Here is a 24,872-nt window from a genome sequence, read left to right as displayed (position 1 = left end):
TCTTGACCAATGACAAATGACAAACGACCAATGACAAATGACAAACCATGTTAAGTCCAAGAAGAACGAAATTCCGCAAACAGCAGCGCGGACGCATGAAAGGTCTAGCTACTGCTGGCAGTTCCCTGAACTTTGGTGATTTTGCTCTCCAAGCTCAAGAACCCGCTTGGATCACCGCTCGCCAAATCGAAGCATCTCGTCGAGCCATGACCCGTTACATCCGTCGGGGTGGGAAAATATGGATTCGTATTTTCCCCGACAAGCCTGTAACAATGCGAGCCGCGGAAACACGGATGGGTTCCGGTAAAGGTTCTCCCGAATATTGGGTAGCAGTAGTCAAGCCAGGACGGATTTTGTTTGAAATTGCTGGTGTACCTGAAGCTACCGCCCGCGAAGCAATGCGTTTAGCTGCATACAAGCTACCAATTAAAACTAAGTTCATTTCACGCTCTGAAATAGAGCCACAGGAGCAGGAGTAGGTTATGCCTCTTCCCAAAATTTCGGAAGCAAGAGAATTAAGTGACGAAAAACTGGCTGAGGAAATTCTTGCTGTCAAAAAACAGTTATTTCAGTTGCGCTTGCAAAAAGCAACTAGACAGCTAGAAAAACCACACCAGTTCCGACATGCTCGACACCGCCTAGCCCAATTGCTAACGGTGGAATCAGAGCGCCAACGGGCCGCCAGTCAAGCCACAGAAAAACAAGAGTAGGAGATTATGGCAGTTAAAGAACGAATTGGCTTGGTAGTAAGCGACAAAATGCAAAAAACAGTTGTAGTCGCTATTGAAAACCGCGCTCCTCATCCCAAGTACGGCAAAATTGTGGTCAATACCCGCCGTTATAAGGCTCATGACGAAGAAAATCGCTGTAAAATCGGCGATCGCGTCCGTATTCAAGAAACTAGACCCCTGAGCAAAACCAAGCGCTGGCAAGTCGCAGAAATTCTGACTACAAAAAACACTTAATGGGTAATGGGTAATAGGTAATGGGTAATGGGTTAAAAGCGATTAGCAATTACCACCTTACAATTACCAATTTACAATTACCAACCACAAGGAGAATTATTGTGATCCAACCCCAAAGTTACCTTAATGTTGCAGACAACAGCGGCGCTCGTAAACTCATGTGTATTCGTGTGTTAGGAGCAGGTAACTGTCGCTACGGTTTTGTGGGCGATAGAATTATTGCTGTTGTTAAAGATGCCCAGCCAAACATGGCTATCAAAAAATCAGATGTCGTAGAAGCAGTGATTGTTCGTACCCGCCACAATATTAATCGTGATAGTGGTATGAGTATCCGTTTTGACGACAACGCCGCAGTGATTATTAACAAAGACGGCAACCCAAAAGGAACTCGCGTCTTTGGCCCCGTTGCTCGCGAACTGCGTGATAAAAACTTTACTAAAATCGTTTCTTTGGCTCCGGAGGTGCTGTAATGGCAAGCAAAAAAGAAAAGCCAAAGTTCTATAAAATGCATGTCAAAGCTGGGGATACCGTCCAGATAATTACTGGAAAAGACAAAGGCAAAGTTGGCGAGATTATCAAAGCTTTACCTCAAGAAAGCAAAGTCGTTGTCAAAGGCGTCAATATCAAAACCAAGCACGTCAAACCCCAAGCGGAAGGTGAATCTGGGCGCATTGTTACCCAGGAATACCCAATCCACAGTTCCAACGTCATGCTCTACTCGACTAAGCAGAACGTCGCCAGTCGCATCTGCTACAGCTTTACCGATGACGGTAAGAAGGTACGGATGCTCAAGAAAACAGGCGAAATTATTGATAAATAGTTATTGCTCATTAGTCATTGGTCATGAGTTCAAACAAATGACAAATGACATAGACGCTTTAGCGGCTATCTTTCGTAGGCGCGTTAGCGACAGGCGTACAAGTAGCCACTCCGTGTCTACCCGAAAGGTAAGACATAATGACAAAAGTATTCCCTGACCAAGCCCAGGGACAACCAGAACAAAAGACTATGGCAACAAGACTTAAAAGTTTATACCAAGAAACAATAGTCTCCAATCTCACCAAACAGTTTGGATACACCAACGTTCATCAAGTACCAAAATTGGTGAAAGTAACTGTCAACCGGGGATTAGGAGAAGCAGCTCAAAATGCAAAAGCCCTGGAAGCGTCTTTAAGTGAAATTGCTTTGATCACGGGGCAAAAACCTGTAGTGACAAGAGCAAAAAAAGCGATCGCAGGATTTAAAATCCGTCAAGGTATGCCCGTTGGGATCATGGTTACTCTCAGAGGCGAACGGATGTATGCCTTTCTCGACCGATTAATCAACTTGACTCTGCCTAGAATTCGCGACTTTCGTGGTATCAGTCCCAAAAGCTTCGATGGCCGTGGTAACTATACCCTTGGGGTTAGAGAACAGTTGATTTTTCCAGAAGTCGAGTACGACAGCATTGACCAAATTCGCGGGATGGATATTTCCATCATCACCACAGCTAAGACTGATGAAGAAGGTCGTGCCTTATTAAAAGAAATGGGAATGCCCTTCCGGGAACAATAAGTTCAATTAAACGAGGAGACGATGGCGACTAACGACACTATTTCTGACATGCTGACGCGCATTCGTAATGCCACTTTAGCGCGGCATCAAACTACACAAGTGCCATCCACAAAAATGACCCGTAGTATCGCTAAAGTACTTCAAGAAGAAGGCTACATCAGTGAATACGAAGATGTCGGAGAAGGAATCAAACGAAACTTGGTAATTTCACTTAAATATAAAGGTAAAAATCGTCAACCTATTATTACCACCCTTAAACGGGTTAGTAAACCAGGTTTGCGCGTTTACTCCAATAAAAAAGAATTACCACGGGTATTAGGTGGCATTGGTATTGCCATTATTTCTACATCTAGTGGCATCATGACCGACAGGGAAGCACGGCGTCAAAACTTGGGTGGTGAAGTACTTTGCTACGTTTGGTAGTCATTGGTCAAGTGTCATTTGTCATTTGTCATGATTTAAAGACAAAGGACAAATAACAAAGGACAAAGGACAAAGGACAAAGGATAAATAATTATGTCTCGAATTGGTAAACGCCCAATTACAGTTCCCGCAAAAGTACAAGTAACATTTGATAACACCAAGGTCGTTGTCAAAGGTCCAAAAGGTGAGCTTTCGCGCGAACTTCCCGCTAATGTGATTTTGTCCCAAGAAGGGGAAATACTCACAGTCAATCGCCGGGATGAGTCACGCGTCTCTCGCCAGTTACATGGCTTATTCCGCACCTTGGTTTCCAATATGGTTGAAGGAGTTTCCAAAGGATTTGAACGCCGTTTGGAAATCCAAGGGGTTGGTTATCGGGCGCAAGTACAAGGTCGTAACCTAGTGATGAATATGGGTTACAGTCACCAAGTACAAATTGTGCCACCAGAGGGAGTTCAATTTGCGGTTGAAAATAATACTAACGTCATTGTCAGTGGTTACGACAAAGAAGTCGTAGGTAACACAGCAGCAAAAATTCGTGCTGTTCGTCCACCAGAACCTTACAAAGGTAAAGGTATTCGCTACGCTGGCGAAGTAGTTAGACGTAAAGCTGGTAAGACCGGTAAGAGTGGTAAGAAGTAAAAAGTAAACATGAAACTTACTCGTAGAGAATCAAAACAGCGTCGCCATCGGCGTATCCGTGGAAAAGTGAGCGGTTCTCCAGAACGTCCACGTTTAGCTATATTTCGCTCACATCAGCATATCTACGCTCAGGTGATAGATGATACTCAGCATCACACTCTGGTAGCAGCGTCCACCGTAGAACCAGAACTCAAATCTAAATTAACTTCTGGAGGAAACGCTAAAGCTTCAACTGAAGTTGGCAAACTGCTCGCAGCACGAGCGTTAGAAAAAGGTATAACCAAAGTAGTTTTTGATCGCGGTGGTAATCTTTACCATGGCCGGATTAAAGCACTCGCTGATGCAGCACGTGAAGCTGGGTTAGATTTCTAATTTGTCATTGGTCAATGGTCATTAGTCAATGGTGAGTAGTTAGTAGTTAGTAATTCGTGGTTACTTGCTGCACACAACTACCAACAAATGACAAATGACAAATGACAAATGGCAAATGACAAATGACTAAGGACTATCGAGCATGGCAACAAATCGTCGTAAAACTAACCGCGTCAAAAAAGAAGAAACTAACTGGCAAGAACGGGTTATTCAGATCCGCCGGGTTAGTAAAGTAGTTAAAGGTGGTAAAAAACTCAGCTTCCGCGCGATCGTCGTTGTTGGTAATGAACGCGGTCAAGTTGGTGTCGGAGTAGGTAAAGCTTCAGATGTAATTGGTGCGGTGAAAAAAGGTGTAGCCGATGGAAAAAAACATCTGATTGACATTCCTATTACGAAATCCAATTCCATCCCCCATCCCGTTGATGGTGCTGGCGGCGGTGCAAAAGTAATGATGCGACCAGCAGCTCCTGGTACTGGTGTAATTGCTGGTGGTGCGGTTCGTACCGTACTAGAGTTGGCAGGCGTACGTAATGTTTTAGCCAAACAACTTGGTTCTAACAATCCCCTGAATAATGCCAGAGCTGCCGTAAATGCCCTCACTGCTTTACGCACTTTCTCAGAAGTAGCCGAAGACAGGGGTATTCCTCTGGAGAATCTTTACATTTAAAAAGTCATTTGTCCCTAGTCCTTTGTTCTGAAAAAATGACAAACGACAAATGACAAATGACAAATGACAAAATTTGCTTAATTTATTGCTTATGAGACTCAACGATGTTCGGCCCCAAAAAGGCTCTAAAAAACGCGGTCGCCGTTTAGGTAGAGGCGTTTCTGCTGGTCAAGGTGCAAGTGCCGGTAAAGGTATGCGGGGTCAAAAAGCTCGCTCTGGTAGCAGTACTAGACCTGGTTTTGAAGGTGGTCAACAGCCATTGTACCGTCGCATACCCAAGCTCAAGGGCTTTCCCCTAATTAACCGTAAAGTTTACACTACGATTAATGTAGAGAAGCTAGCCTCACTTCCAGCTAACACAGAAGTTACTTTGACCTCTTTACAAGAAGCAGGTATCCTTACTGCTGCCAAGGGGCCATTGAAAATTTTGGGAAATGGGGAATTAAATGTTCCGCTGAAAGTACAAGCGGCGGCTTTTACAGGTACAGCTCGTAGCAAAATTGAGGCAGCTGGCGGAAGTTGTGAGGTGATATGAAGACTGTAGACGTCCTTTAAGGCAACTACTTTTACCAAGTCACTACTCTATAGCCACTTCATATCTACGCACCGACGGTGCAGGGTAGGATGAAGAATGAAGGATAAAAAACTTAGTACTTCAAATTTCGTGCTTCACACTTAGATATTCTTCACACTTCTGACTTCATGCTTCATTCTTCAAAGGTAGCGCTATATGATCAGTCGAGACAAACCCCCAACGGCTCAAGAAACTTTTATGCAGATGGCACAAGCAGCAGGGCTAAGAGGTCGGCTGCTTGTCACAATCGGTATTCTGATTTTGATTCGTCTAGGTATACATATACCTATACCAGGAATTGATCGACAGCAGTTTGCCGCTGCAATTAATGGTAATAATCAAATATTCAGCTTTTTGGATATCTTCTCCGGAGGCGGTCTTTCAGCATTGGGAGTATTTGCCTTGGGCATTTTGCCTTATATTAATGCTTCGATTATTATCCAATTGCTCACTGCTGCGATTCCATATTTAGAAAACTTACAAAAAAATGAGGGAGAAGCAGGAAGGCGGAGAATTTCCCAAATTACGCGCTATGTAGCTTTGGGTTGGGGAATTTTACAAAGTGTGTTCTTAGCAGCATTTTGGTTAAGACCTTTTGCTTTAAGCTTTAGCCCGATTTTCGTAATTGAAACAGCTGTTGCTCTTGTAGCTGGTTCAATGTTCGTCATGTGGGCATCAGAAGTGATTACAGAGCGTGGTGTTGGTAATGGTGCATCTTTGTTGATTTTTGTCAACATTGTCGCAACACTGCCTAAATCTCTAAGCGATACGATCGCTTATATTCAAGGTAGTGGTCAAGAGATTGTTCGGGAAAGAGTAGGCCCAGTAATTGTATTAGTCCTAGTTTTTCTCTTCACTATTGTTGGGATTGTGTTTGTTCAAGAAGCAATTCGCCGCATTCCCATTATTTCTGCTCGTCGTCAAGTCGGTCGGCGGATTTTTGCTGAACAACGTAGCTATCTTCCCTTGCGTCTGAATCAAGGTGGAGTTATGCCCATCATCTTTGCGGCTGCAATCTTGAGTTTGCCACTGTTTGTTGCCAATTTCACCAAAAATCCCGAATTGGCAAATATCATCAACACCTATCTCAGCCCTGGTGGTTCTCAGTCTTGGGTATACGCTCTTGTTTACCTAGTTTCAATTGTCTTTTTCAGTTATTTCTATTCTTCTTTGATAGTAAACCCAGTTGATGTGGCACAGAACCTGAAAAAAATGGGTTCTAGTATTCCTGGTATTCGTCCGGGGAAAGCTACTAGCGAGTATATAGAGCGCGTTTTGAATCGACTGACTTTTTTGGGTGCTATCTTTTTAGGCTTGATTGCTATCATCCCCACTGCTGTAGAAACAGCTTTAGGAGTACCGACTTTTAGAGGATTGGGTGCTACCTCTCTGCTGATTCTAGTGGGTGTTGCGATTGATACAGCTAAACAAGTCCAAACTTATGTAATCTCTCAGCGCTATGAAGGAATGGTGAAGCAATAGTGACGCGATTAATCTTCTTGGGACCGCCGGGTGCTGGTAAAGGAACTCAAGCTAAAACTTTGGCTCATCACTGTGATATACCCCATATTTCCACAGGTGACATTTTGCGGCAAGCATTGAAAGACCAAACTCCTCTGGGTATAAAAGCCCAAGGTTATATGGATAGGGGTGAACTGGTTCCTGATCAGCTTGTAGAGGAAATGGTTGAAGAACGCCTCTTTAAACCGGATACCAAGTCAGGTTGGATTTTGGACGGCTTTCCTCGGACTGTGAAGCAAGCAGCTTTTTTAGGAGAATTACTGCAAAAACTAGAACAGCAAGGGGAAAAGGTAGTTAATCTAGATGTGCCAGATGATATTGTAGTTGGTCGTCTCTTACAACGAGGGCGTGCTGATGACACAGAAGAGGTGATTCGCCGTCGTTTGGAAGTCTACCGATCTGAAACTGCTCCCTTGATTGACTACTATGGCGATCGCCACCAACTGATTACGGTTAACGGCAATCAGTCCCTAGAAGAAGTCACTGCCCATCTCAAAAATGCCATAGCATCTTAAAATTAACAAAAAAAAGTTAGGGGGGATCGGGGATCGGGGATCCAAAGACACACCAAGAGTAAATACCAATGTCTAATGCTCATACCCCTTACCCCCAAAGGGAACCCCAGCTTAAGCGCTCCCTGTTGCCTCTTCGCCCCAAATCCCTGATCCCCAATCCCTGATCCCCAATCCCTGATCCCTGATACCCAAGCAGATAGACGTAAATCTTAGATAAGATATATTAATAAACTGTTGATATTTTTCTAAAAATATGTTCATTTGCAGACTATAAATATCTGTAAATGAATAAATAAGTGTTGAATTGAGGGAAAAATAAATTGTCTAAGCAAGATCTAATTGAAATGGAAGGTACAGTTACAGAATCATTGCCGAACGCTATGTTTCGTGTCGATTTAGACAATGGCTTTAATGTCTTAGCTCATATCTCTGGCAAGATTCGCCGTAACTATATCAAAATTTTACCTGGCGATCGCGTCAAGGTAGAGCTAACTCCTTACGACTTGACAAAGGGTAGAATTACTTATCGATTGCGGAAGAAATAGATATTATGTGAGTTAATATACCACATGTTCAAATTAATTGGTTTTCTAAACCTCATTTAACTGAACATTTATCTAAAAATGCTATAATTTAACATTTGGAGTCAATTAGCAGAGCATGAAAGTTAGAGCTTCCGTCAAAAAAATGTGTGACAAGTGTAGCGTGATCCGTCGTCGGGGTCGCGTTATGGTGATCTGTTCCAATCCGAAGCACAAGCAGCGCCAAGGTTAGAGCGAATTTAAGGCACGACTCTTAAAACTTGGTGAAGTGAAACGACAAAATCATCGTCAATACATTAACTTACATCACTAGCAAGCAAATTTAGGGAGACAATTGTTGTGGCACGTATTGCCGGAGTAGACCTACCACGCGACAAGCGTGTTGAAATCGGTCTGACTTATATTTATGGAATTGGTCTATCGCGATCGCAGGAGATTCTAAAGACTACAGGTGTAAATCCAGACACCCGTGTAAAAGATCTCAGTGATGCTGACGTAGCAGCCCTACGGGGAGAAGTAGAACAAAACTATCAAGTCGAAGGTGACTTGAGGCGCTGGGAAGCACTGAACATCAAGCGCTTAGTTGAAATTGGTACATACAGAGGGCGTCGTCATCGCATGGGCTTACCGGTAAGAGGACAGAGAACTCGAACCAATGCCCGTACCCGTCGGGGTAGACGACAAACAGTCGCTGGTAAGAAGAAAGCACCAGGGAAATAAAATTTTGACAACGCTTGCTGCTGGCAAGTTTTACATTCATCCAATCACAACGATATGGCGCGACAACCAAGCAAAAAGACCGGGAGCAAAAAGCAAAAACGCAACGTACCAAATGGTGTTGCTTACATCCAATCTACTTTCAACAATAGCATTGTCACCATCACTGATCAAAACGGAGATGTGATCTCTTGGGCGAGTGCTGGTTCTAGCGGTTTTAAAGGAGCAAAAAAGGGAACTCCCTTTGCAGCTCAAACCGCTGCTGAAAGTGCAGCACGTCGAGCTATAGATCAGGGAATGCGCCAAATTGAGGTCATGGTGAGCGGCCCAGGAGCAGGTCGGGAAACAGCAATCCGCGCACTGCAAGGAGCAGGACTCGAAATTACGCTCATTCGGGATATTACTCCAATTCCTCACAATGGCTGCCGCCCTCCCAAACGCCGTCGAGTTTAAATACGACGAGTGGTAAAGGTAATCAGTGAACAGTCAATGATAACTGATAACTGATAACTGATAACTGATAACTGTTTCCCTCACACGTATAGTGGCCGTCCGAAGTCTGAAAAGCCTTAGTCGTGACGAAAGGCTACTAAACTTCGGAAAACCTAGAAATAGTAGCGCCTGTAAAGTTTGTAGATATTTAAACTTACTACTTAATTAACTAAAGTATTGAGTTTAATTAACCTCAAACATAAGGCAAAAATCCAAATTTGTAGGCAGATAGTCTGTCTACTCGTAAGACCTGAAAGCAAGGGAGGCTACTCCGTGGCGCAGTTTCAAATTGAATGTATAGAGTCCAGTACAGAGGAAAGTCGGAGCCACTACAGTAAATTTATCCTAGAACCTCTAGAGCGGGGTCAAGGAACTACCGTTGGCAACGCCCTCAGACGGGTATTGTTGTCAAATTTAGAAGGTACGGCTGTGACAGCAGTACGTATTGCAGGAGTAACGCACGAATTTGCCACCGTTCCCGGTGTGAGAGAGGATGTACTAGAAATCCTCATGAAAATGAAGGAAATAATCCTCAAAAGTTATTCTTCTCAACCTCAGATAGGTCGTTTGCTCGTTACAGGACCGGCTACAGTCACATCAGCACACTTTGATTTACCGAGTGAAGTAGAAGTTATCGATCCGACTCAATATATAGCGACCCTCGCAGAAGGAGGAAAGCTAGAAATGGAATTTCGGATCGAAAGAGGTAAAGGCTATCGCACCGTAGAACGAGGTCGTGAGGAAGCCACATCTCTAGACTTTCTCCAAATTGACTCGGTGTTCATGCCGGTCAGGAAAGTTAACTACAGCGTTGAAGAAACTCGTGGCGATAATGGAATGCCAAGAGATAGATTGCTGATAGAAGTTTGGACAAATGGCAGTCTTAGCCCTCAAGAAGCCCTTTCCTCAGCAGCAGGAATCTTGGTAGAGTTATTCAATCCCTTAAAAGATATTGATATCAGGCAAACAGATACAGATTCTGATATCCCAGATGATCCTACAGCTCAGATTCCAATTGAAGAGTTACAGCTTTCTGTCAGAGCTTATAACTGTCTCAAGCGCGCTCAAGTTAACTCTGTAGCGGACTTGTTGGATTACACCCAAGAAGACCTATTAGAAATTAAAAACTTTGGTCAGAAGTCAGCAGAAGAAGTTGTTGAAGCACTACAGCGACGTTTGGGCATTACCTTACCAACTGAAAGGGCTTCTAAACACGGTTAGTCAATAGTCAACAGTCAATAGTTAGTTAATGACTAAACTATGGACTAACAACTTTCTTAGTAAGTACTATCTTTAAATGGTTCATAGTTATGCGTCATCTTTGTCGTGTTAAAAAACTCAACAAACCAGCTGATCAACGCCGCGCCCTGTTGCGCTCCCTCACAACTGAGCTAATTCGTCATGGCCGAATCACCACGACTCTACAACGAGCTAAGGTGCTGAGATCCGAAGTCGATAAAATGATCACTTTAGCCAAAGACGGTTCCTTATCATCACGCCGTCAAGCCCTTGGCTACATTTACGACAAACAACTAGTTCATGCTCTGTTCGAGCAAGCTCCCACTCGTTACGGCAATCGTCAGGGCGGTTATACCCGCATCCTGCATACCATACCTCGTCGTGGTGATAATGCTGAGATGGCAATTATTGAACTAGTTTAAGTTATTGGTCATTGGTCATTAGTCATTAGTGAGCAGTTAGTAGTTGGCGGTTAGTCGTTGATAATTGATGAGAACAGCCAACGAAGGACAAAGGACAAGTGACAAATGACAAAAGACAAATGACAAAATCCTATGTTAGAAAGCCACCAGCCTCCACTAAAACAGCGAGTCGCCCTGGTAATTCAATACCTGGGCACTCATTTTCATGGCTGGCAAAGGCAACCAGAACACCGTAGCGTACAGGAAGAAATAGAGAAAGTCTTAGCGAATTTACTAGGTCATTCTGTGACACTACACGGTGCGGGACGTACTGATAGTGGGGTTCACGCCGCCGCTCAAGTAGCTCATTTTGATGCGACTGGTAAAATTCCAGCTCACAAATGGGCAACGGTGCTAAATAGTTACCTGCCCAAAGACATATTAATTTTAGCTTCGGCAGGTGTCAGCCAAACTTGGCACGCTCGCTTTAGTGCAGCGTATCGGCGTTATCGCTACACCATATACACTGGAAAACAGCCTAACCTGTTTGTAAAGTACTTCTGTTGGCATTACTACCATGCACCCCTGGATGAAATTTTAATTCAGGCTGCATTGAAACCCTTACTCGGAAACCATCACTTAGCAGCGTTTCACCGCAGCAACTCAGCACGTAAGCATTCTTGGGTCGAAGTGCAAGCAGTAGAATGTTATCGAAATGGGGCGTTTATTCATATTGAAATCCAAGCAAATGGATTTTTGTATGGCATGGTGCGACTATTAGTAGGAATGTTGGTGCAGGTAGGTAATGGAGAGCGATCGCTTGCTGAATTCACTGACCTCTGGAAAAATGAACGTCGGGAAGAAGTGAAATATGCTGCACCTGCCCATGGCTTATGTTTATTACGAGTTGGTTATCCAGATTTTCCCTTTTTAAAAGAAGTCTGGTTTGACACTCAGCCTCTATTTGTCATTAGTCATTAGTAGAGACGCGAGGAACATCGCGTCTGTACAATGGTCATTGGTCAAGTGTCATTTGTTATTAGTATTAAACAAAAAACAAAGGACAAATTACTAATGACAAAGGACAAATAACAAACAACAATTAACAATTAACAATGAACAAAACATATCTTCCTCCTACTGATTCTATAACGCGTGATTGGTACGTCGTAGACGCCACCAACAAACGTCTTGGTCGCCTAGCTAGCGAAATAGCTATGGTTCTGCGAGGCAAAAACAAACCTGAATTCACCCCCCACCTGGATACAGGCGACTTCGTGATTGTAGTCAATGCCGAAAAAATAGCTGTAACTGGTAAAAAGCGTACCCAAAAACTTTACCGTCGTCACTCCGGTCGTCCTGGTGGGATGAAGACAGAAACTTTTGCCAAACTTCAAGGACGTATCCCAGAACGGATTATTGAACAGGCTGTCAAAGGAATGCTACCAAAAAATAGCTTGGGACGACAGTTATTCACCAAGTTAAAAGTGTACGCTGGACCGACTCATCCCCATGATGCTCAAAAACCCAAAGAGCTAAAAATTAATACTATTCCAGGAGCACAAGACTAATGCAAGCAACAGAAAACACTAGCGGTCGCGCTATGTACTGGGGTACTGGCCGACGTAAGTCCGCAGTCGCACGAGTACGCCTAGTTCCAGGTACTGGACAATTGACCGTCAATGGTAAACCTGGAGATTTATATTTCCAATTCAATCCTAATTATCTCGGAGGCATCAAAGCGCCTCTAGAAACTCTTGGATTGGAAAACGAATATGATATTTTGGTGAAAGCCGAAGGCGGTGGCTTGACTGGACAAGCCAATTCGATACGTTTGGGAGTGGCTCGTGCTTTATGCCAACTCGACCCCGATAACCGCTCACCTCTAAAAGGTGAAGGCTATCTCACCCGCGATCCCCGTGCCAAAGAACGGAAAAAATACGGTTTGCACAAAGCTCGCAAAGCACCGCAGTACTCGAAGCGATAATTGGGCATGGGGCATTGGGCATTGGTCATTGGGCATGGGGCATTGGGCATTGGTTATTCTCCCCACACTTCCCACACTCCCCCCTCTCCCTTTCCCCTTTCCCCGATCCCTGATCCCTAGTTCTAATCGAACAGCAAAGCTATAATTTTAGTATATTCACCACATAAGGAACAATGGCTAAATCTGGTATTCATCCTGAGTGGTATCCAGAGGCTAAAGTTTACTGCAACGGTCAAGTTGTAATGACTGTCGGCTCCACCAAGCCGGAACTGCACGTAGACGTTTGGTCTGGGAACCACCCCTTTTACACCGGCACTCAAAAGATTATTGACACTGAAGGTCGTGTTGAACGCTTTATGCGGAAGTATGGCATGAGAGGCGGCGATCAAGCTTCTGGTGGCAAAAAGAAAAAGTAGCGATTTGGCTCTGTTGCTGGTAATGACGACCCTGCATCTGCTGGGTCGCTTGTCATAAATGCTCAGGCCAATTTGTTATTTTAAGGAGCGATCGCACTCATCATGGCTGAACAATATTTACTGGAGAAACTTAGATCTGTTGAACAAACTTTTAATGAATTAACCCGTCGTCTTGCTGACCCCGATACCGCCAAAAACCCTGATGAATATCAGAAAGTGGCAAAGGCGCGTTCAGGGTTAGAAGAGGTAGTTAATACTTATGAAACTTGGAAAACAGCCCAAGAAGAACTCATCGGGGCGCGGCAAATACTGAAAGAATCTCAGGGAGATGCCGAACTGCAAGAAATGGCAGCCCTGGAAGTTCAAGAATTAGAAGAGAAAATAGAATACTTAGAAAACCGCCTGAAGATATTATTGCTACCCCGTGACCCCAACGATGATAAAAACATCATGTTGGAAATTCGTGCCGGGACTGGAGGTGAAGAAGCTAGTATCTGGGCTGCTGATTTAGTACGGATGTACGAACGCTATGCTGGAACTCAGAGTTGGCGAGTCAAGCTAGTCAGTGAATCCCTAGCAGAAATGGGTGGCTTTAAAGAAGCAATCCTAGAAATTCAGGGAGATAGCGTTTATAGCAAATTAAAATTTGAAGCGGGAGTCCATCGCGTTCAGCGTGTACCAGTCACCGAGGCGGGAGGAAGAGTTCACACTTCTACAGCCACTGTGGCGATCATGCCAGAAGTCGATGATGTGGAAATCCACATTGATCCCAAAGATATTGAAATGACTACAGCGCGATCCGGTGGTGCTGGTGGACAAAACGTCAACAAAGTAGAAACTGCTGTTGACTTGATGCACAAACCAACGGGGATTCGGATTTTCTGTACCGAAGAACGCAGCCAGTTACAAAACAAAGAACGGGCTATGCAGATTTTGCGAGCCAAGTTGTATGAAATGAAGTTACGCGAACAACAAGAAGCAGTAACTTCCATGCGGCGATCGCAAGTAGGTACAGGGTCACGTTCCGAAAAAATCCGCACTTACAATTATAAAGATAACCGAGTTACTGACCATCGTCTTGGTCAAAACTTCTCCCTCAACCCAGTTCTCGAAGGTGATATAGAATCACTGATTCAGTCTTGTATCTCTCAAGACCAGCAAGAACGCTTGGCTGAACTTGCTGCTTCTGGAGCAATGAATTAAAGCTGCTAAATAGTATATAGAAAACCGCTTATTGTGTTGTTCTTTGTGACACATAGGCGGTTTTATCATTTAAAATTTTTGTATAAATCCGTAATAGTGCGATCGCTCTACACTTTTTCAGTCTCAATACCAAGCAATTGCATCTGCATCATTTCCCGATCCAACATCGCAAATAGTAATCTGTCTTGCCATTCTCCTCTGCTCCATTCATACTCTCGCAAATAACCCTCCTGTCGCATCCCAATTTTAATCAACACTCGCATCGAAGCTTTATTTTTGGGATGACACAAAGCAAAAACCCGGTGTAAACTTAACTGCTTGAAACCAAACTCTAATAACTTCCGTGCCACTTCTGTTGCATACCCTTGTCCCCAAAACTCCCTACCCAAGCAGTATCCAATCGAACCTTCTTGCTTATTGCGATCAGTGATAGAAATCCGACACGAACCTATTACTTGTTTATCTGCTTTGAGTGCGATCGCAAATGTAAAATGCTCACGTATTTTCTTCCGTCGGCTCTTAATCTCTGTATGCAAATAGTTTTTAGTATCTTCTTCGCTATTGGGGCCGAAGGGCAAATATCTAACAACTTCTAGATCACAAGCATATGCATGTACTGCTTGCCAATCTGATTCTACAAAATCTCGAAGGATTAAACGTTGGGTTTCTAAAAGTGGATAGATGCTGCTCATAAAATTAGGAATTAATAGTTAAGAGTTGAGAATATTACTTACTATTCATAACTCTTAACTATATTTTGTTGTTAAATTTTACACAAAATTGACTTAAAAATTTATCCACAGATGCTGTTAAATATATAAAATATTAACTGTTATTGCTGATTTTTACCGTGGTTATTGGGTAAAAAGTGATCGCTATTATTTATTTTTATCAGCCTATTGCCCTCTTAGCAATCGCTCTATTTTCTGGAAAAAAGGTAGAATTTGCAACAGGCGATCGCTTAGGCAGAGTAAATATTATCGCTGATTTTAGCCAATTTATCATCTTTTTCGCACCTGAAAGCATTCGCTCTACAGCGTTCGTCTTGGGAGGCTGATGTACAACGGCGCTACGTGCCTTATTAATATTACGTATACTGTCAATTAAATTGACAAGAGCGTCAAAAATAGCCCCTACAAATGTTTGTGCTGTTCCTTGCTGTGGTACAACTAGATTTGGGGCAGTCTGGATGAGATTCACCAGATGCGATCGCATTTCTTGATCTGAAATTGTGCTTGGTTGATATTTGATCACAATCGATGCAGCAGCTGGGTTAATACGAACATCACTAATATTGGGAGTCGATTGGATCACCGACTTGAGTTTTTCAGCATACTCAGCATCTTTACCAAGCCGAGGAATATGAAAACGGATACGTCCAGGAATTACATGGGCAACTCTATAGGATATATTTTCCCTTGGCGTTGCATCCTTAGGTAAAGTAGAGTTTTTCTGCCGAGAACCTTTAGATGGATTGGGAAGAGGACTTTTGTGAGGATTATACCGTTTTTTCTCAGTCATATTACAGGTTTAATTTTTATCAAAAATAGAATTAAAAGTTTCTGTTTTTATCATGCTAAATTGACTTGTAATATTTAATTTTTGTGATTTAGTTTTATATTTTATGTTCGTGAATTTAGACTGATAAGCTTCATTCTTGCTCAAATCTAAGCAATATTTATTATTTAAAATGTTTTAGAATATTATTATGCAAATACTAATGATAGATTTTTTTCCAAAAAATACCATCTAACTTCAGATATAGTAAATTATTCTCACTAAGAAAGTCTCTTAGCAGTCTTTAAATATGCTCAAAATACATCGATAAGGGCGTATAGGTGTACGCCCCTATAAAAATCCAAAATGTATCAGGATTTTTGTGAAACGGTATAAGAATTGGAAAATTCCGCGCGCAATTGACTAACAACCCGATCCAATCCTACGGAATGTGCTGCTTTAAAAAGAATACGATCGCCTTCCTTCATTAAAGTCTTTAATCTCGCTGCCAAATCTGCATGAGTTGTAAAACACTCACAAGGGACACCCTCAGCACTCTTAACTATAGTTTCGGCGTCTTGTCCATCTACTAAAACCAACAAAGCATCTAAATTCAATTTTTCTACAGTTTCACCGACTCTTTGATGCAATTGGCGCGATCGCTCTCCCAATTCTTTCATTGCACCCAGTACAGCAATGCGTCGTTTACCCGGTGTTTGTGCTAATAAATTTAACGCTGCTACCATAGCTTCTGGTGCAGCATTATAAGTCTCATCTAAGATTACCACATCATTGGGTAATGCAAACCGTTGCGATCGCCCACTTGGCATATCTACTGTCACACCAGATTGCAGGCATGACCAATCAATACCCAGCACTTGCGCCACTGCCAAAGCTGCCATGTAGTTAGCGGCGATGTGCCGACCGGGCATTGGTAGAGGTAATTGCATATTTGCGACTTTCAAAGTTTCGTGATCAATCAACTCACCTTGAATATCTCCGCCAGTAAAGCCAAAAGTGATGATTTTGCCTTGCCAAACTTTTGCTGCTGTTTCAATTAACAAGGGATTGTCATAGTTGAGAATTGCTACACTATCCTTGGGCATTTCTGCCAATAACTCACACTTGGCTGTTGCGATCGCCGCTTCCGAACCGAGTAATTCTATATGTGCTGTCCCAACGTTGGTAATCACACCAATTGTGGGACGTGCGATTTGCGTTAGTTCCGCAATTTGTCCTTTACCCCGCATTGCCATTTCCACAACGGCGAAATCATGTTCTGTAGTTAACTCTAATAGAGTTTTCGGCACACCAATTTCGTTGTTGAAATTAGCATAAGTTTTGTGAACCTTTCCTTGAGTAGCCAAAACCGCAGCGATTAATTCTTTGGTAGTAGTTTTACCTACAGAACCTGTCACCCCAATTACCGGAATATCAAAGCGATCGCGCCACCATCTGGCAATTTTTTGATAAGCCTGGAGAGTATCTTTAACCTGTAATATAGGAAATTCTGAGTTTTTGTATTCAAAATCAACAATTGCTGCTAATGCACCTTTGGCGATCGCCATTGGTATAAACTCGTGTCCATCAAACTTTTCACCGCGTAAAGCTAAAAAAACTTCACCCGGTTTGAGGATACGGCTATCTGTTTGTATTCCGTGACTAAATTTTGCTAAAGCTGCATCTGATAAATTAGTTCCTTTGGCAGCAAGAACATCAATTAGTTGATTTAAACTGGCAAAACAAGCCATAGTCAGAGGTTTTTCGGTTTCCAAAATTTTGGTCGTAAATGGTTAGTAGTTTACTACTACCTTGGTCAAAGTGGGTAAAATTTTTGGATAAAAATTCCTCTGATCTGGGTGTTTCAACTTAACCAAACCAATGAGAAGGGGCTAAACCAGAATCAACTTCCTCTGGAATTTGCAGACTTAACTGTTTTTCCCGTTTGTACATAATGTTATCAATCCCGCGACGGATTAAATCTTCGATGCAATACTTGTCTTTGATCGCACAAATCAAAGATTGGAAATTTCCATATGATTGTTGACTTTCTTCCCCAACCACATAGCAATTTGATACTTGACTAAGGACATGAGCAATTAGTTCTTGACGGAAATCAGGAATTGAGAAAGCTTGCTGATAAGGATGATGAGGATAAGTTTCGAGAACATCCTCTATGCAGCTTACTACGACTGGCAATGTTAAATTAAAAATAGTTTTAGACATGATTTCTTAACCCTCAGCTTGTAATTATCCTGTTTATTAAATTTATTGGTGATATAGCGATACCAGAGATCGGAGATAAATAGGCTTCAATTCTAAATTTAGAGAAATAATATGAGGAACTTGTGAAGAGAATGTAGTTTTTTAGGTGGGATTAGTACTACAGCGTTCCTCAATCATTTATGAACACTGAGATTAACGTTGCTTATTAACCTTCCTTCATCCATAGAGAACATTAAAGCGTTTGTTCAATCCGCTTCAACGTTGCTTATTAACCTTCCTTGATCCATAGAGAACATTAAAGCGTTTGTTCAATTTGCTTCAACGTTGCTTATTAACGAGAACCCATTCACAACAAACGGGAAAGCGATGCTGCAAAGCACCGCTACGCGATCGCAAATAATGATTCTCTTTACAAAACGCCTGCGATTGAAATCGCAGTCTTATAGTGAAAATCTGCTTTAAGCAGATTGTTTGATTTTATGAAGTCGTATAAAGACGACTTGTGGTATTAGCAAAGGGTTTATACCATTTCACAAAAAACCTGATACAAATACAGATCCGTACCAGACGCGATATATCGTGTCTGGTACAAAATTTATGTGTATCGCGATTAACGTAAAATGGTATGAGTCTGACAAAAAAAGTAAAGGCTAATTACCAATAGCAATTCGCTATTAGCAATTAGCCAGAAGCACCAGGAACGTTTAAACGAGGTAATTAGCAGCAAAAATCATCATTTACACGCTCATACTGATATTTACCTCTGACATTTTCATTGAAAAATGAACCAATAGAATCAGCTTGGTGTAAATCTTGCCAAGTATCTTGGTCTATATCTGAATATTGATAGACTGCACCGTTGTGAAACTCAATCTGTAAAATATTTTTGTCGTCGTTATAGCCGACAGCAGTCGCCATTGATGAATTAATTGGTAACATTGGGATTGATTCTTCATATGAAGGTAAATCTTTAGCTTCTGCAACAATATCGTTTAAATGTTGCAGTCCTTCAAAAGCTTCAACGGGTGCAGGAATTTCTATAAACTCTAGCTCATGACCGAGATCGAGTAATAACTGTAAATGTCCTTGAGAGTGAGCGATCGCTACTACATTGCTTAAATCAAGTTTCGATAGCTTCATCTATAATTTCCTCTCCTATTGGCACAACAGTTTCTATTTCTGGTAGATTTTTATGCAGGACTCAATTTGTATAGTACAAAAATACTATACAAATCATCACTAGTCAAGTCTTGCTAAAAAATTGTAGAGATGGACAGATGGAACAGACGCGGGGACAAGGGGGACAAGGAAGACAAGGGGGACAATTACCGACACAGGCGGATAGTATAAGTGTTTAATTATTATCTGTATAAAACACTACTTTTTTAAATTAAACGAAAGATAAATGGGTAGCGGTAAGGTATATTGGGTTCACTGAGAACTCGAACAACAGCAATAATTGGCATGATAAAACTAATAATCAATAGACCAATTAAGAATGGAATACCAATGAGAATGATCGACAACAATCCAAAAATGACCGCATAAATATAAAGGTTGATGTGAAAATTTAGGGATTCTTTCGCATTTTCCTTAACTATAGGATCATTGCTGATATACAAGATTGCAATGGGTATACCGATAGATACAATCAAAGAGCTAAAAAATATTGCTCCATGACTCAGTGCTGACAAAAGTTTGCGTTGGTCTAAGTCTTCCATAATACAGCCTCTGAGTAGGCGTAGTTCTGATTACTCTTCGATTCTAGTTGGTATCGTTATTATTCTGCCAAAATAGGTTTTTACCTCATCTTAAAATAAAGTTACAAAATCTGCGATCGCAATTATTGAGAGGAACGAACCACATAGACGCACAAAGAAAAGGAAGTGCGATCGCAATTGCCAAATAACGAAAATAACTAAAAAACCACCTTGGCTACTTTAATTTTAGTAAAGCAAGCCAAGGTGATAGAGAAGCGAGGTGTTGTTGGCAAGAAAATGTTAATGTTATGGCAGAATTTCTTGAGTTACCTCAAATAAATTTGAATTGCGTGGTTCAACAGTGACTCTTAACCAATGTACGTTGGGAGAACCAAATGTTTCAACGCGAGTGAAGTTTGTAATCGACTTCCCATTTGAGGTATTGAGAGGTTTGTCAATTCGGAAATAATGGCTATCTCCATGAACAAGTATGACTGGCTGACTATACTCTTGCAACTCTGTTTGCAATACATTGATAAAATCATTGAAACCAGTTCGTTGTGCATCTGTTGGTGGTAGATCAAAGTTTGGATTAGCATGGATCACAAGCACCAAACCAAGGTTATTACTTGTTTTAGCTAGTGCAAATGCTTCTTTTAACCAAGCGAGATTAGCACTATTACGTTCAGCGTATTCTGCATCATTTTCTGCATTGCGCCCCAAGTTATTATTACTACCAACAACGTGGATACCAACAAACAAAACATTGCCTAGTGTCCAACGGACATTTTCACGAAACTTGGTATACTTAGGATTATCGCTTTGACGAGTAAGGGTAATTGTTCTTTGTCCCAGACTTTGATTTCCTTGTGTAAAAAGTTCGCGTAATTTTGTCAAGCGTTCAATTGAATCATATCCACCAGCAGCAGGACGATGACAATCTGTCCATTCATTATCACCAAATATGTAAATCAGAGGATGTTTAAATTGCTGGAATAGTTGGAATCTTTGTTGGAAAAGCTCATCAGAACAAAGACTTGAGCCACTTTTAAAATCTCCATCGTGAATTACAAAACGGCTTCGAGATTTGTTAATATCTTGAATTAAATCTTGATACTTTGCTTCTTGCTCGGCATCATAGGGTAAATCACCAATGAGAGCAATTTCAAAACGTTTTGGTTCACTAGGATCAAATGATGCTTGTGCAATAGTAGAAGCAACAAAGGTTGCAGATACAATAAATAAACAGAATGGAATTAATAGTTTAAATAGTTTTTTGATTTGCATCTTTGTGCGACCTTTTTTGATAAAATATTGTCAGTCAAAAATTGCGTTATTAAGTTGAGTAACGCTACAAATAAGGTGTTTAACAGAGAAGTAATAAATAGATAGACAATTAGTGATGAATTTTACTGAAATTAACACCCTAATTTAAAAATCGATATTTTGAAAAAAGGTTTGATACTTTGTTGAGTAAGATTCTACGAGGACGGTGTTAACCACAAATTAAGAGCAAATTAAAAAGTGAAAATATAAAATTAGATAAGTAGGTTGGGACACTAAAATTACTGGTGAGAGTTGTCATTGGTGAAACCATGTGCGATCGCATCAATATAGTATGTGTTCGTAGTGATGATTAGCCCAGAGAACGCAGACAGAGCAAACTCAGCAAATACTTTACAGTTTGTCGTTAGACATAGCTTTAAGCTTCGGTTAAAATTGCAACAATGTATACTTGAGAACAATGGCGGAAACAGGTAGAATTAGAGTTGCAAAAGACAAAGCTGAGTTGGTCAAGGCTTTAACATCAGCTGATGGTGGAACTGGGCCTTTTCAAACCTTTGCTGATGTAATAGTGTTTGCTGCTGCTTTAGGTGCAAAGCATAAAAAGCGAGTCCCTTTAGGAGAAATTTCTAAAAGAGAACCATCACCAATCAGGCTAGAATACTTTGCATCTGTGGGTAATGATTGGGTGATCAAACTACTGGGAATTACCGAAACTCAAGATATCAAAATCCTCTCATTAGGCGAAGAAGAATATGAAACTAACCGCAACCATATTTTTGAAGAGTATGCTAATGGCGGATTAGAAATTTTGCAAGGTGAATTGCGAGGAGCAGTAGACTATACAGAACGAATTTTGTTAATTCTGACTCATATAAGAACTAATAAAGATAAGCAAGAAGAGGAATTCGATTTAAGTAAATTCCTCTCTTAATTTAATTTCTGCTAAACAACAAATATTTATGTCCATCCCAATTTGGCTTTTACCATTCTAACTGCATCCATCACAGCAGTAGGGCTGGTAGAAACTTTATAGGCTATACCATCGGAATTTACAGCTTTTCTAACTACATTGTTTTCCCAAAGACTGTTATTCCGCGACCAGTCTATTTGTGCAAGTAATGAAACTTGTTGTAAATCAAAATAATTTCTATCAACGTTATATGTCCAGTGTAGTAATCTTCCCAGAACTTCGAGACCAACACTTACTCCTAATAAAGAATATTCTTTAAAAGCAGTTATTTGGTTGATTGTAAGTCTTTCAAAATTAGTCTCAAAAATATCCTTTGTATCTTTGCATTCTGAGAAAAAGTTATTTAAGCAATCAACTAGAGATTCTGATAATTGTTCAACATCACAACCCTGTAATTCATCATTTGGATTGTCAGCAAAAACACAACTTACGAAACGAGCTAGGTAGTTAGTTGTGTAAATCAACTTTTGTTTAGTAGCTGGAGATTTTTTGATTTTCTCTACTTTTCCTTGGAACATTCGCACTTGTTCTATCAAGTTTTTAGTGATTCCAACTCTACCTTCAAACTCACCAAACGACAACAATAAAGATTTATCCAATTGTTTCGTTTGAGCCATATCTCGAAAGTCCGTTTGGCACTGACGCTTATCTCCCTCTAAAATCAACGTAATTGCAAAATCGTCATGACTAATTAAGTGGCTTTCATCACTGAATATCAATTGGTGAATTGCACTTTTACGATGCTGACCATCGGTGATATCTAATTTAACTCCATTAGGGATAACAACTATACAAATTCCCCTACCCAAATCGTGTATTTTAATATACTCCTCATCAACATTTGCTGTAATTGTCCCTAGAACCCAGGGTTTATCTGCTTTAGCTCGATCAATAACATAATCTTTTATTTCATCAGCATGACCTTTAACCTCTGGACGATTTTTTCCTGATTCAGGATCATTGTTAGTGGAGGGTTTAGCTTAGAGAAGAGTAGGTAAATCCTTGGCTGGTACATTAATTTGTAGCATTTTTCGTTTCCCTTGCTGAAAAATTAGCCCAGGATAGCAAGGTTCCCGATAATGTTCTGAAAAGAATGGCTCAAGCAATGCATTGAGTTTAGCTTTGACATCATGTGAGACATTGTTCGTAACAATATTGTTCGTTTCGTCCATATAAATAATTGGATCTTAGTATAAATTGTTTCATGCTTATTATAACTAATATAAAATTTTCGGCTATCAAAAATGACATAAGAAGCAAAAAAGCAATGTAAAAGTACATCCTGGAACTTTTAGAACATGACTTTTAAAAGATATTCAAGCTATTACCGCAAAAATTCAAGAAAGAATCGGTGGAAGTCCTACCTGTTTTGGCTCAACAAAATTACCATCAAAACCCATAGTTTTATTCTCAATTGTTCTAGCATCAGCCAAAGCTTTGCGAAGTTCAGCACGTTCCATTTGATCTTGAATACCACCCAAAATATAAATTAGTAACTTCGCTGCGAGATCCCTTCCAGCAACTTGGACACGCTTTTTATTTGGATCATACAAAACGCCATACCATAAAGATTGGGGAAACTCCATTCCACTAAAACCACCCTGCTGGTCAAATTTTCGCAATTTCTTAACAAGCTCGTCCAATTTGAAACCTTTGCGGAAAACCAAAATACCCAAAGCTTGTGCAACAGCTACTTGAGCAACAGGACGGAAAAGCATATTTCCTTCACCTCCGTCCTTTTCAAAGCTGAATTTTCGCAGAGCTGGTGTCTCCTCATCTTCTAAAAGCTTATAACTCGAAAGACTTGCCAAACCATCAAAAAGCTTGTGAAATTCTTGTATTCCCTCTTCAAGTTCCTGATTCTCTGGACGGTTGGGAATTAGACCTTTATCCAAAGGTTTCCAATGAGGAAATTTTTGCCCTAAATATCGCTCAGACATATCTGTAAGAGCTTGTAGCGTCGTCAAAACAGTTGATTTGGCTGCAACTGTTGCACTATTCCAATTAACACGAGGTTTTCTACCTTCACGCTGTTCCAAAAGTGGATGTACCACAGCAATTTTTCTTGCAACAATCGAAAAACCATCATCTTCATTTAACTGTGCTAACTGACCTTTTGTTAAAGGTGCAGCCATTAAATTTACATGAACAAATATTGATCGCACCCGTCGTCTTGCTTGTTCGCGAGTTTCGCCTTTTTCAACTGCACAAATAAATTCAATCCCTATTTTTTCTTTCGGTAAGGTTTGCAGATAAGCTGGTTGAAGGTGATATTGTTCAATTAAATCATCAACTGTAATGAAAGTGTCATCTGGGGTTTTTTCCTTCTTATAACGCTGAAGTTTGCCAGTTTTTAATAACTCCATCAACCCCTGTACCCCCATGAGTCGGTGTTGACCATCTAATGCGTAAATTGTTACATCCTCTTCAGAAACATTAAGTAAACCAACTTTTTCTTCTTGATCTAGAGCTGTAAAAGCTGTGGTAGATTGTACAGCTCGTCCTTGACTATCCCACTCAGCAGCTTTGGGGTCATCAACCCACGCTTGGTTAATCACTACTAGCACAGGTGGAAACTTATGGTTTTTTCGACCTGCTAAATATTGTGTGAGGGGTAATTGACGTGACCAATCCAAAGGACGTTGCTGAATTTCGTCAATACTTTCTGCATCAATATCAATATTATCTGTCTGAGGATTATATTTTTGCTGAAGCAAAGGTAAAGCAGACGCAAAGCGAACCCGACCCGCAAACCATTCCAAGGTAACAGAACTGATATAAGCTTCAGTACCACCCATCTCAGTTTTCTGAACTAGAATCTGGTTTTTTTGGTTCATAAACTTTTCTAGCAAAATAGCTAGTACCTGTTTATCTTTGTTGTCCCGTTCTAAATACTCACTTGCAATGTCAGCAGTTGGGTTATTTGCGCTTGGATTCATGTTAATTTTGAAAATTTCAAGTT

General features: G+C 41.0%; 34 protein-coding genes and 1 pseudogene. 25 read left to right on the top strand and 10 right to left on the bottom strand.

The features are described 5' to 3' along the window. The first annotated feature begins 47 nt into the window (after positions 1-47). The 24 genes from rplP to prfA all read left to right on the top strand — a co-directional run bounded on the left by rplP (position 48) and on the right by prfA (position 14,230). Positions 48-479 (top strand): 50S ribosomal protein L16, encoded by a 432-nt coding sequence (rplP, locus tag B4U84_RS17990; RefSeq protein ID WP_026081885.1) that lies wholly within the window; start codon positions 48-50, stop codon positions 477-479. Between the two features lie 3 nt (positions 480-482). Beyond that, positions 483-710 (top strand): 50S ribosomal protein L29, encoded by a 228-nt coding sequence (rpmC, locus tag B4U84_RS17985; RefSeq protein ID WP_017310486.1) that lies wholly within the window; start codon positions 483-485, stop codon positions 708-710. 6 nt (positions 711-716) lie between these two features. Next, entirely contained in the window at positions 717-965 is a 249-nt protein-coding gene (rpsQ, locus tag B4U84_RS17980) for a 30S ribosomal protein S17 (protein WP_131119857.1), read from the top strand. Between the two features lie 101 nt (positions 966-1,066). After that, the gene (gene rplN, locus B4U84_RS17975) at positions 1,067-1,435 is read left to right on the top strand and encodes a 50S ribosomal protein L14 (RefSeq protein ID WP_016859438.1); all 369 of its coding nucleotides are present in this window, start codon (positions 1,067-1,069) and stop codon (positions 1,433-1,435) included. Next, positions 1,435-1,785 carry a 50S ribosomal protein L24 gene (rplX, locus tag B4U84_RS17970; protein ID WP_017310483.1) on the top strand — a complete coding sequence of 117 codons (351 nt, stop codon included), beginning with the start codon at positions 1,435-1,437 and terminating at the stop codon, positions 1,783-1,785. Before rplN ends, rplX begins: the two co-directional genes overlap by 1 nt. A gap of 188 nt (positions 1,786-1,973) precedes the next feature. Next, on the top strand, positions 1,974-2,519 hold the full coding sequence (gene rplE, locus B4U84_RS17965; protein ID WP_026081884.1) for a 50S ribosomal protein L5: 546 nt from the start codon (positions 1,974-1,976) through the stop codon (positions 2,517-2,519). A 21-nt stretch (positions 2,520-2,540) separates the two neighbouring features. Further along, the gene (rpsH, locus tag B4U84_RS17960; protein WP_017310481.1) at positions 2,541-2,942 is read left to right on the top strand and encodes a 30S ribosomal protein S8; all 402 of its coding nucleotides are present in this window, start codon (positions 2,541-2,543) and stop codon (positions 2,940-2,942) included. A 93-nt stretch (positions 2,943-3,035) separates the two neighbouring features. Beyond that, on the top strand, positions 3,036-3,584 hold the full coding sequence (gene rplF, locus B4U84_RS17955) for a 50S ribosomal protein L6 (protein WP_131119855.1): 549 nt from the start codon (positions 3,036-3,038) through the stop codon (positions 3,582-3,584). 9 nt (positions 3,585-3,593) lie between these two features. Then, positions 3,594-3,956, top strand: coding sequence for a 50S ribosomal protein L18 (gene rplR, locus B4U84_RS17950; protein ID WP_017310479.1), 363 nt, complete (start codon positions 3,594-3,596; stop codon positions 3,954-3,956). 142 nt (positions 3,957-4,098) lie between these two features. Then, a complete protein-coding gene (rpsE, locus tag B4U84_RS17945) occupies positions 4,099-4,623 on the top strand; it encodes a 30S ribosomal protein S5 (protein ID WP_017310478.1) in 525 nt (174 codons plus the stop codon). A 91-nt stretch (positions 4,624-4,714) separates the two neighbouring features. Beyond that, the gene (gene rplO, locus B4U84_RS17940) at positions 4,715-5,158 is read left to right on the top strand and encodes a 50S ribosomal protein L15 (protein WP_131119853.1); all 444 of its coding nucleotides are present in this window, start codon (positions 4,715-4,717) and stop codon (positions 5,156-5,158) included. 195 nt (positions 5,159-5,353) lie between these two features. Further along, positions 5,354-6,679: a preprotein translocase subunit SecY gene (gene secY / locus B4U84_RS17935; protein WP_017310476.1), complete on the top strand. Its 1,326-nt coding sequence runs from the start codon at positions 5,354-5,356 to the stop codon at positions 6,677-6,679. After that, positions 6,679-7,233, top strand: coding sequence for an adenylate kinase (locus B4U84_RS17930; RefSeq protein ID WP_131119851.1), 555 nt, complete (start codon positions 6,679-6,681; stop codon positions 7,231-7,233). The genes secY and B4U84_RS17930 overlap by 1 nt, the downstream gene beginning before the upstream one ends. A gap of 320 nt (positions 7,234-7,553) precedes the next feature. Next, the gene (infA, locus tag B4U84_RS17925) at positions 7,554-7,778 is read left to right on the top strand and encodes a translation initiation factor IF-1 (RefSeq protein WP_006276978.1); all 225 of its coding nucleotides are present in this window, start codon (positions 7,554-7,556) and stop codon (positions 7,776-7,778) included. Between the two features lie 115 nt (positions 7,779-7,893). Beyond that, positions 7,894-8,007, top strand: coding sequence for a 50S ribosomal protein L36 (rpmJ, locus tag B4U84_RS17920; RefSeq protein WP_071524757.1), 114 nt, complete (start codon positions 7,894-7,896; stop codon positions 8,005-8,007). A 107-nt stretch (positions 8,008-8,114) separates the two neighbouring features. After that, a complete protein-coding gene (gene rpsM, locus B4U84_RS17915; RefSeq protein ID WP_017310474.1) occupies positions 8,115-8,495 on the top strand; it encodes a 30S ribosomal protein S13 in 381 nt (126 codons plus the stop codon). Between the two features lie 54 nt (positions 8,496-8,549). Continuing rightward, a complete protein-coding gene (rpsK, locus tag B4U84_RS17910) occupies positions 8,550-8,945 on the top strand; it encodes a 30S ribosomal protein S11 (protein ID WP_009455552.1) in 396 nt (131 codons plus the stop codon). A gap of 312 nt (positions 8,946-9,257) precedes the next feature. Next, a complete protein-coding gene (locus B4U84_RS17905) occupies positions 9,258-10,205 on the top strand; it encodes a DNA-directed RNA polymerase subunit alpha (protein ID WP_017310473.1) in 948 nt (315 codons plus the stop codon). A gap of 89 nt (positions 10,206-10,294) precedes the next feature. Beyond that, positions 10,295-10,645: a 50S ribosomal protein L17 gene (rplQ, locus tag B4U84_RS17900; protein ID WP_017310472.1), complete on the top strand. Its 351-nt coding sequence runs from the start codon at positions 10,295-10,297 to the stop codon at positions 10,643-10,645. Positions 10,646-10,777: 132 nt separating this feature from the next. After that, a complete protein-coding gene (gene truA / locus B4U84_RS17895; RefSeq protein ID WP_044449313.1) occupies positions 10,778-11,605 on the top strand; it encodes a tRNA pseudouridine(38-40) synthase TruA in 828 nt (275 codons plus the stop codon). Between the two features lie 134 nt (positions 11,606-11,739). Further along, complete coding sequence (gene rplM, locus B4U84_RS17890) at positions 11,740-12,195, top strand: 50S ribosomal protein L13 (protein WP_017310470.1); 456 nt, start codon at positions 11,740-11,742, stop codon at positions 12,193-12,195. After that, positions 12,195-12,611: a 30S ribosomal protein S9 gene (gene rpsI, locus B4U84_RS17885; protein ID WP_017310469.1), complete on the top strand. Its 417-nt coding sequence runs from the start codon at positions 12,195-12,197 to the stop codon at positions 12,609-12,611. Before rplM ends, rpsI begins: the two co-directional genes overlap by 1 nt. A gap of 173 nt (positions 12,612-12,784) precedes the next feature. Beyond that, entirely contained in the window at positions 12,785-13,027 is a 243-nt protein-coding gene (rpmE, locus tag B4U84_RS17880) for a 50S ribosomal protein L31 (protein WP_016859422.1), read from the top strand. 102 nt (positions 13,028-13,129) lie between these two features. Continuing rightward, positions 13,130-14,230, top strand: a complete 1,101-nt coding sequence (gene prfA / locus B4U84_RS17875; RefSeq protein WP_017310468.1) for a peptide chain release factor 1 — start codon at positions 13,130-13,132, stop codon at positions 14,228-14,230. A gap of 107 nt (positions 14,231-14,337) precedes the next feature. On the opposite strand, the gene B4U84_RS17870 is transcribed toward prfA, so the two are convergent. From B4U84_RS17870 to B4U84_RS17840, 7 genes are all read right to left on the bottom strand, one after another. Continuing rightward, on the bottom strand, positions 14,338-14,922 hold the full coding sequence (locus B4U84_RS17870; RefSeq protein WP_044449310.1) for a GNAT family N-acetyltransferase: 585 nt from the start codon (positions 14,920-14,922) through the stop codon (positions 14,338-14,340). 199 nt (positions 14,923-15,121) lie between these two features. Further along, positions 15,122-15,751, bottom strand: coding sequence for an HMA2 domain-containing protein (locus tag B4U84_RS17865; protein ID WP_017310465.1), 630 nt, complete (start codon positions 15,749-15,751; stop codon positions 15,122-15,124). A 347-nt stretch (positions 15,752-16,098) separates the two neighbouring features. After that, entirely contained in the window at positions 16,099-17,478 is a 1,380-nt protein-coding gene (locus tag B4U84_RS17860) for a UDP-N-acetylmuramoyl-tripeptide--D-alanyl-D-alanine ligase (RefSeq protein WP_131121001.1), read from the bottom strand. Between the two features lie 118 nt (positions 17,479-17,596). Beyond that, the gene (locus B4U84_RS17855) at positions 17,597-17,953 is read right to left on the bottom strand and encodes a hypothetical protein (protein WP_044449307.1); all 357 of its coding nucleotides are present in this window, start codon (positions 17,951-17,953) and stop codon (positions 17,597-17,599) included. 717 nt (positions 17,954-18,670) lie between these two features. Continuing rightward, positions 18,671-19,093 carry a KTSC domain-containing protein gene (locus B4U84_RS17850; protein WP_131119849.1) on the bottom strand — a complete coding sequence of 141 codons (423 nt, stop codon included), beginning with the start codon at positions 19,091-19,093 and terminating at the stop codon, positions 18,671-18,673. Positions 19,094-19,338: 245 nt separating this feature from the next. Further along, positions 19,339-19,674, bottom strand: a complete 336-nt coding sequence (locus B4U84_RS17845) for a DUF4870 domain-containing protein (protein ID WP_017310460.1) — start codon at positions 19,672-19,674, stop codon at positions 19,339-19,341. A gap of 285 nt (positions 19,675-19,959) precedes the next feature. Then, positions 19,960-20,940: a metallophosphoesterase gene (locus B4U84_RS17840; protein ID WP_017310459.1), complete on the bottom strand. Its 981-nt coding sequence runs from the start codon at positions 20,938-20,940 to the stop codon at positions 19,960-19,962. Positions 20,941-21,397: 457 nt separating this feature from the next. On the opposite strand from B4U84_RS17840, the gene B4U84_RS17835 reads away from it, so the two are divergent. Next, a complete protein-coding gene (locus tag B4U84_RS17835) occupies positions 21,398-21,871 on the top strand; it encodes a DNA phosphorothioation-associated protein 4 (protein WP_017310458.1) in 474 nt (157 codons plus the stop codon). A gap of 26 nt (positions 21,872-21,897) precedes the next feature. On the opposite strand, the pseudogene B4U84_RS17830 reads toward B4U84_RS17835, so the two are convergent. The 3 genes and pseudogenes from B4U84_RS17830 to B4U84_RS17825 all read right to left on the bottom strand — a co-directional run. Next, a pseudogene (locus B4U84_RS17830) lies at positions 21,898-22,863 on the bottom strand (DNA sulfur modification protein DndB); the annotation flags it as partial. A 27-nt stretch (positions 22,864-22,890) separates the two neighbouring features. Next, positions 22,891-23,082 (bottom strand): DNA sulfur modification protein DndB, encoded by a 192-nt coding sequence (locus tag B4U84_RS31665; protein ID WP_242677660.1) that lies wholly within the window; start codon positions 23,080-23,082, stop codon positions 22,891-22,893. A gap of 165 nt (positions 23,083-23,247) precedes the next feature. After that, positions 23,248-24,849, bottom strand: a complete 1,602-nt coding sequence (locus B4U84_RS17825; RefSeq protein WP_131119847.1) for a DGQHR domain-containing protein — start codon at positions 24,847-24,849, stop codon at positions 23,248-23,250. Positions 24,850-24,872: the final 23 nt, after the last annotated feature.

It is taken from the genome of Westiellopsis prolifica IICB1 (assembly GCF_004323185.1).
GTDB classification, from domain to species: domain Bacteria; phylum Cyanobacteriota; class Cyanobacteriia; order Cyanobacteriales; family Nostocaceae; genus Pelatocladus; species Pelatocladus prolificus_A.
This window is presented reverse-complemented; position numbering and strand designations above follow the sequence as displayed.

What these genes read in the sequence shown, in the direction of transcription:
- rplP (WP_026081885.1), top strand. Translation starts at nt 48, where the DNA reads ATGTTAAGTCCAAGAAGAACGAAATTCCGCAAACAGCAGCGCGGACGC.
- rpmC (WP_017310486.1), top strand. Translation starts at nt 483, where the DNA reads ATGCCTCTTCCCAAAATTTCGGAAGCAAGAGAATTAAGTGACGAAAAA.
- rpsQ (WP_131119857.1), top strand. Translation starts at nt 717, where the DNA reads ATGGCAGTTAAAGAACGAATTGGCTTGGTAGTAAGCGACAAAATGCAA.
- rplX (WP_017310483.1), top strand. Translation starts at nt 1,435, where the DNA reads ATGGCAAGCAAAAAAGAAAAGCCAAAGTTCTATAAAATGCATGTCAAA.
- rplE (WP_026081884.1), top strand. Translation starts at nt 1,974, where the DNA reads ATGGCAACAAGACTTAAAAGTTTATACCAAGAAACAATAGTCTCCAAT.
- rpsH (WP_017310481.1), top strand. Translation starts at nt 2,541, where the DNA reads ATGGCGACTAACGACACTATTTCTGACATGCTGACGCGCATTCGTAAT.
- rplF (WP_131119855.1), top strand. Translation starts at nt 3,036, where the DNA reads ATGTCTCGAATTGGTAAACGCCCAATTACAGTTCCCGCAAAAGTACAA.
- rplR (WP_017310479.1), top strand. Translation starts at nt 3,594, where the DNA reads ATGAAACTTACTCGTAGAGAATCAAAACAGCGTCGCCATCGGCGTATC.
- rpsE (WP_017310478.1), top strand. Translation starts at nt 4,099, where the DNA reads ATGGCAACAAATCGTCGTAAAACTAACCGCGTCAAAAAAGAAGAAACT.
- rplO (WP_131119853.1), top strand. Translation starts at nt 4,715, where the DNA reads ATGAGACTCAACGATGTTCGGCCCCAAAAAGGCTCTAAAAAACGCGGT.
- secY (WP_017310476.1), top strand. Translation starts at nt 5,354, where the DNA reads ATGATCAGTCGAGACAAACCCCCAACGGCTCAAGAAACTTTTATGCAG.
- rpmJ (WP_071524757.1), top strand. Translation starts at nt 7,894, where the DNA reads ATGAAAGTTAGAGCTTCCGTCAAAAAAATGTGTGACAAGTGTAGCGTG.
- rpsK (WP_009455552.1), top strand. Translation starts at nt 8,550, where the DNA reads ATGGCGCGACAACCAAGCAAAAAGACCGGGAGCAAAAAGCAAAAACGC.
- rplQ (WP_017310472.1), top strand. Translation starts at nt 10,295, where the DNA reads ATGCGTCATCTTTGTCGTGTTAAAAAACTCAACAAACCAGCTGATCAA.
- truA (WP_044449313.1), top strand. Translation starts at nt 10,778, where the DNA reads ATGTTAGAAAGCCACCAGCCTCCACTAAAACAGCGAGTCGCCCTGGTA.
- rplM (WP_017310470.1), top strand. Translation starts at nt 11,740, where the DNA reads ATGAACAAAACATATCTTCCTCCTACTGATTCTATAACGCGTGATTGG.
- rpsI (WP_017310469.1), top strand. Translation starts at nt 12,195, where the DNA reads ATGCAAGCAACAGAAAACACTAGCGGTCGCGCTATGTACTGGGGTACT.
- rpmE (WP_016859422.1), top strand. Translation starts at nt 12,785, where the DNA reads ATGGCTAAATCTGGTATTCATCCTGAGTGGTATCCAGAGGCTAAAGTT.
- prfA (WP_017310468.1), top strand. Translation starts at nt 13,130, where the DNA reads ATGGCTGAACAATATTTACTGGAGAAACTTAGATCTGTTGAACAAACT.
- B4U84_RS17870 (WP_044449310.1), bottom strand. Translation starts at nt 14,922, where the DNA reads ATGAGCAGCATCTATCCACTTTTAGAAACCCAACGTTTAATCCTTCGA.
- B4U84_RS17865 (WP_017310465.1), bottom strand. Translation starts at nt 15,751, where the DNA reads ATGACTGAGAAAAAACGGTATAATCCTCACAAAAGTCCTCTTCCCAAT.
- B4U84_RS17860 (WP_131121001.1), bottom strand. Translation starts at nt 17,478, where the DNA reads ATGGCTTGTTTTGCCAGTTTAAATCAACTAATTGATGTTCTTGCTGCC.
- B4U84_RS17855 (WP_044449307.1), bottom strand. Translation starts at nt 17,953, where the DNA reads ATGTCTAAAACTATTTTTAATTTAACATTGCCAGTCGTAGTAAGCTGC.
- B4U84_RS17850 (WP_131119849.1), bottom strand. Translation starts at nt 19,093, where the DNA reads ATGAAGCTATCGAAACTTGATTTAAGCAATGTAGTAGCGATCGCTCAC.
- B4U84_RS17845 (WP_017310460.1), bottom strand. Translation starts at nt 19,674, where the DNA reads ATGGAAGACTTAGACCAACGCAAACTTTTGTCAGCACTGAGTCATGGA.
- B4U84_RS17840 (WP_017310459.1), bottom strand. Translation starts at nt 20,940, where the DNA reads ATGCAAATCAAAAAACTATTTAAACTATTAATTCCATTCTGTTTATTT.
- B4U84_RS17835 (WP_017310458.1), top strand. Translation starts at nt 21,398, where the DNA reads ATGGCGGAAACAGGTAGAATTAGAGTTGCAAAAGACAAAGCTGAGTTG.
- B4U84_RS31665 (WP_242677660.1), bottom strand. Translation starts at nt 23,082, where the DNA reads ATGGACGAAACGAACAATATTGTTACGAACAATGTCTCACATGATGTC.
- B4U84_RS17825 (WP_131119847.1), bottom strand. Translation starts at nt 24,849, where the DNA reads ATGAATCCAAGCGCAAATAACCCAACTGCTGACATTGCAAGTGAGTAT.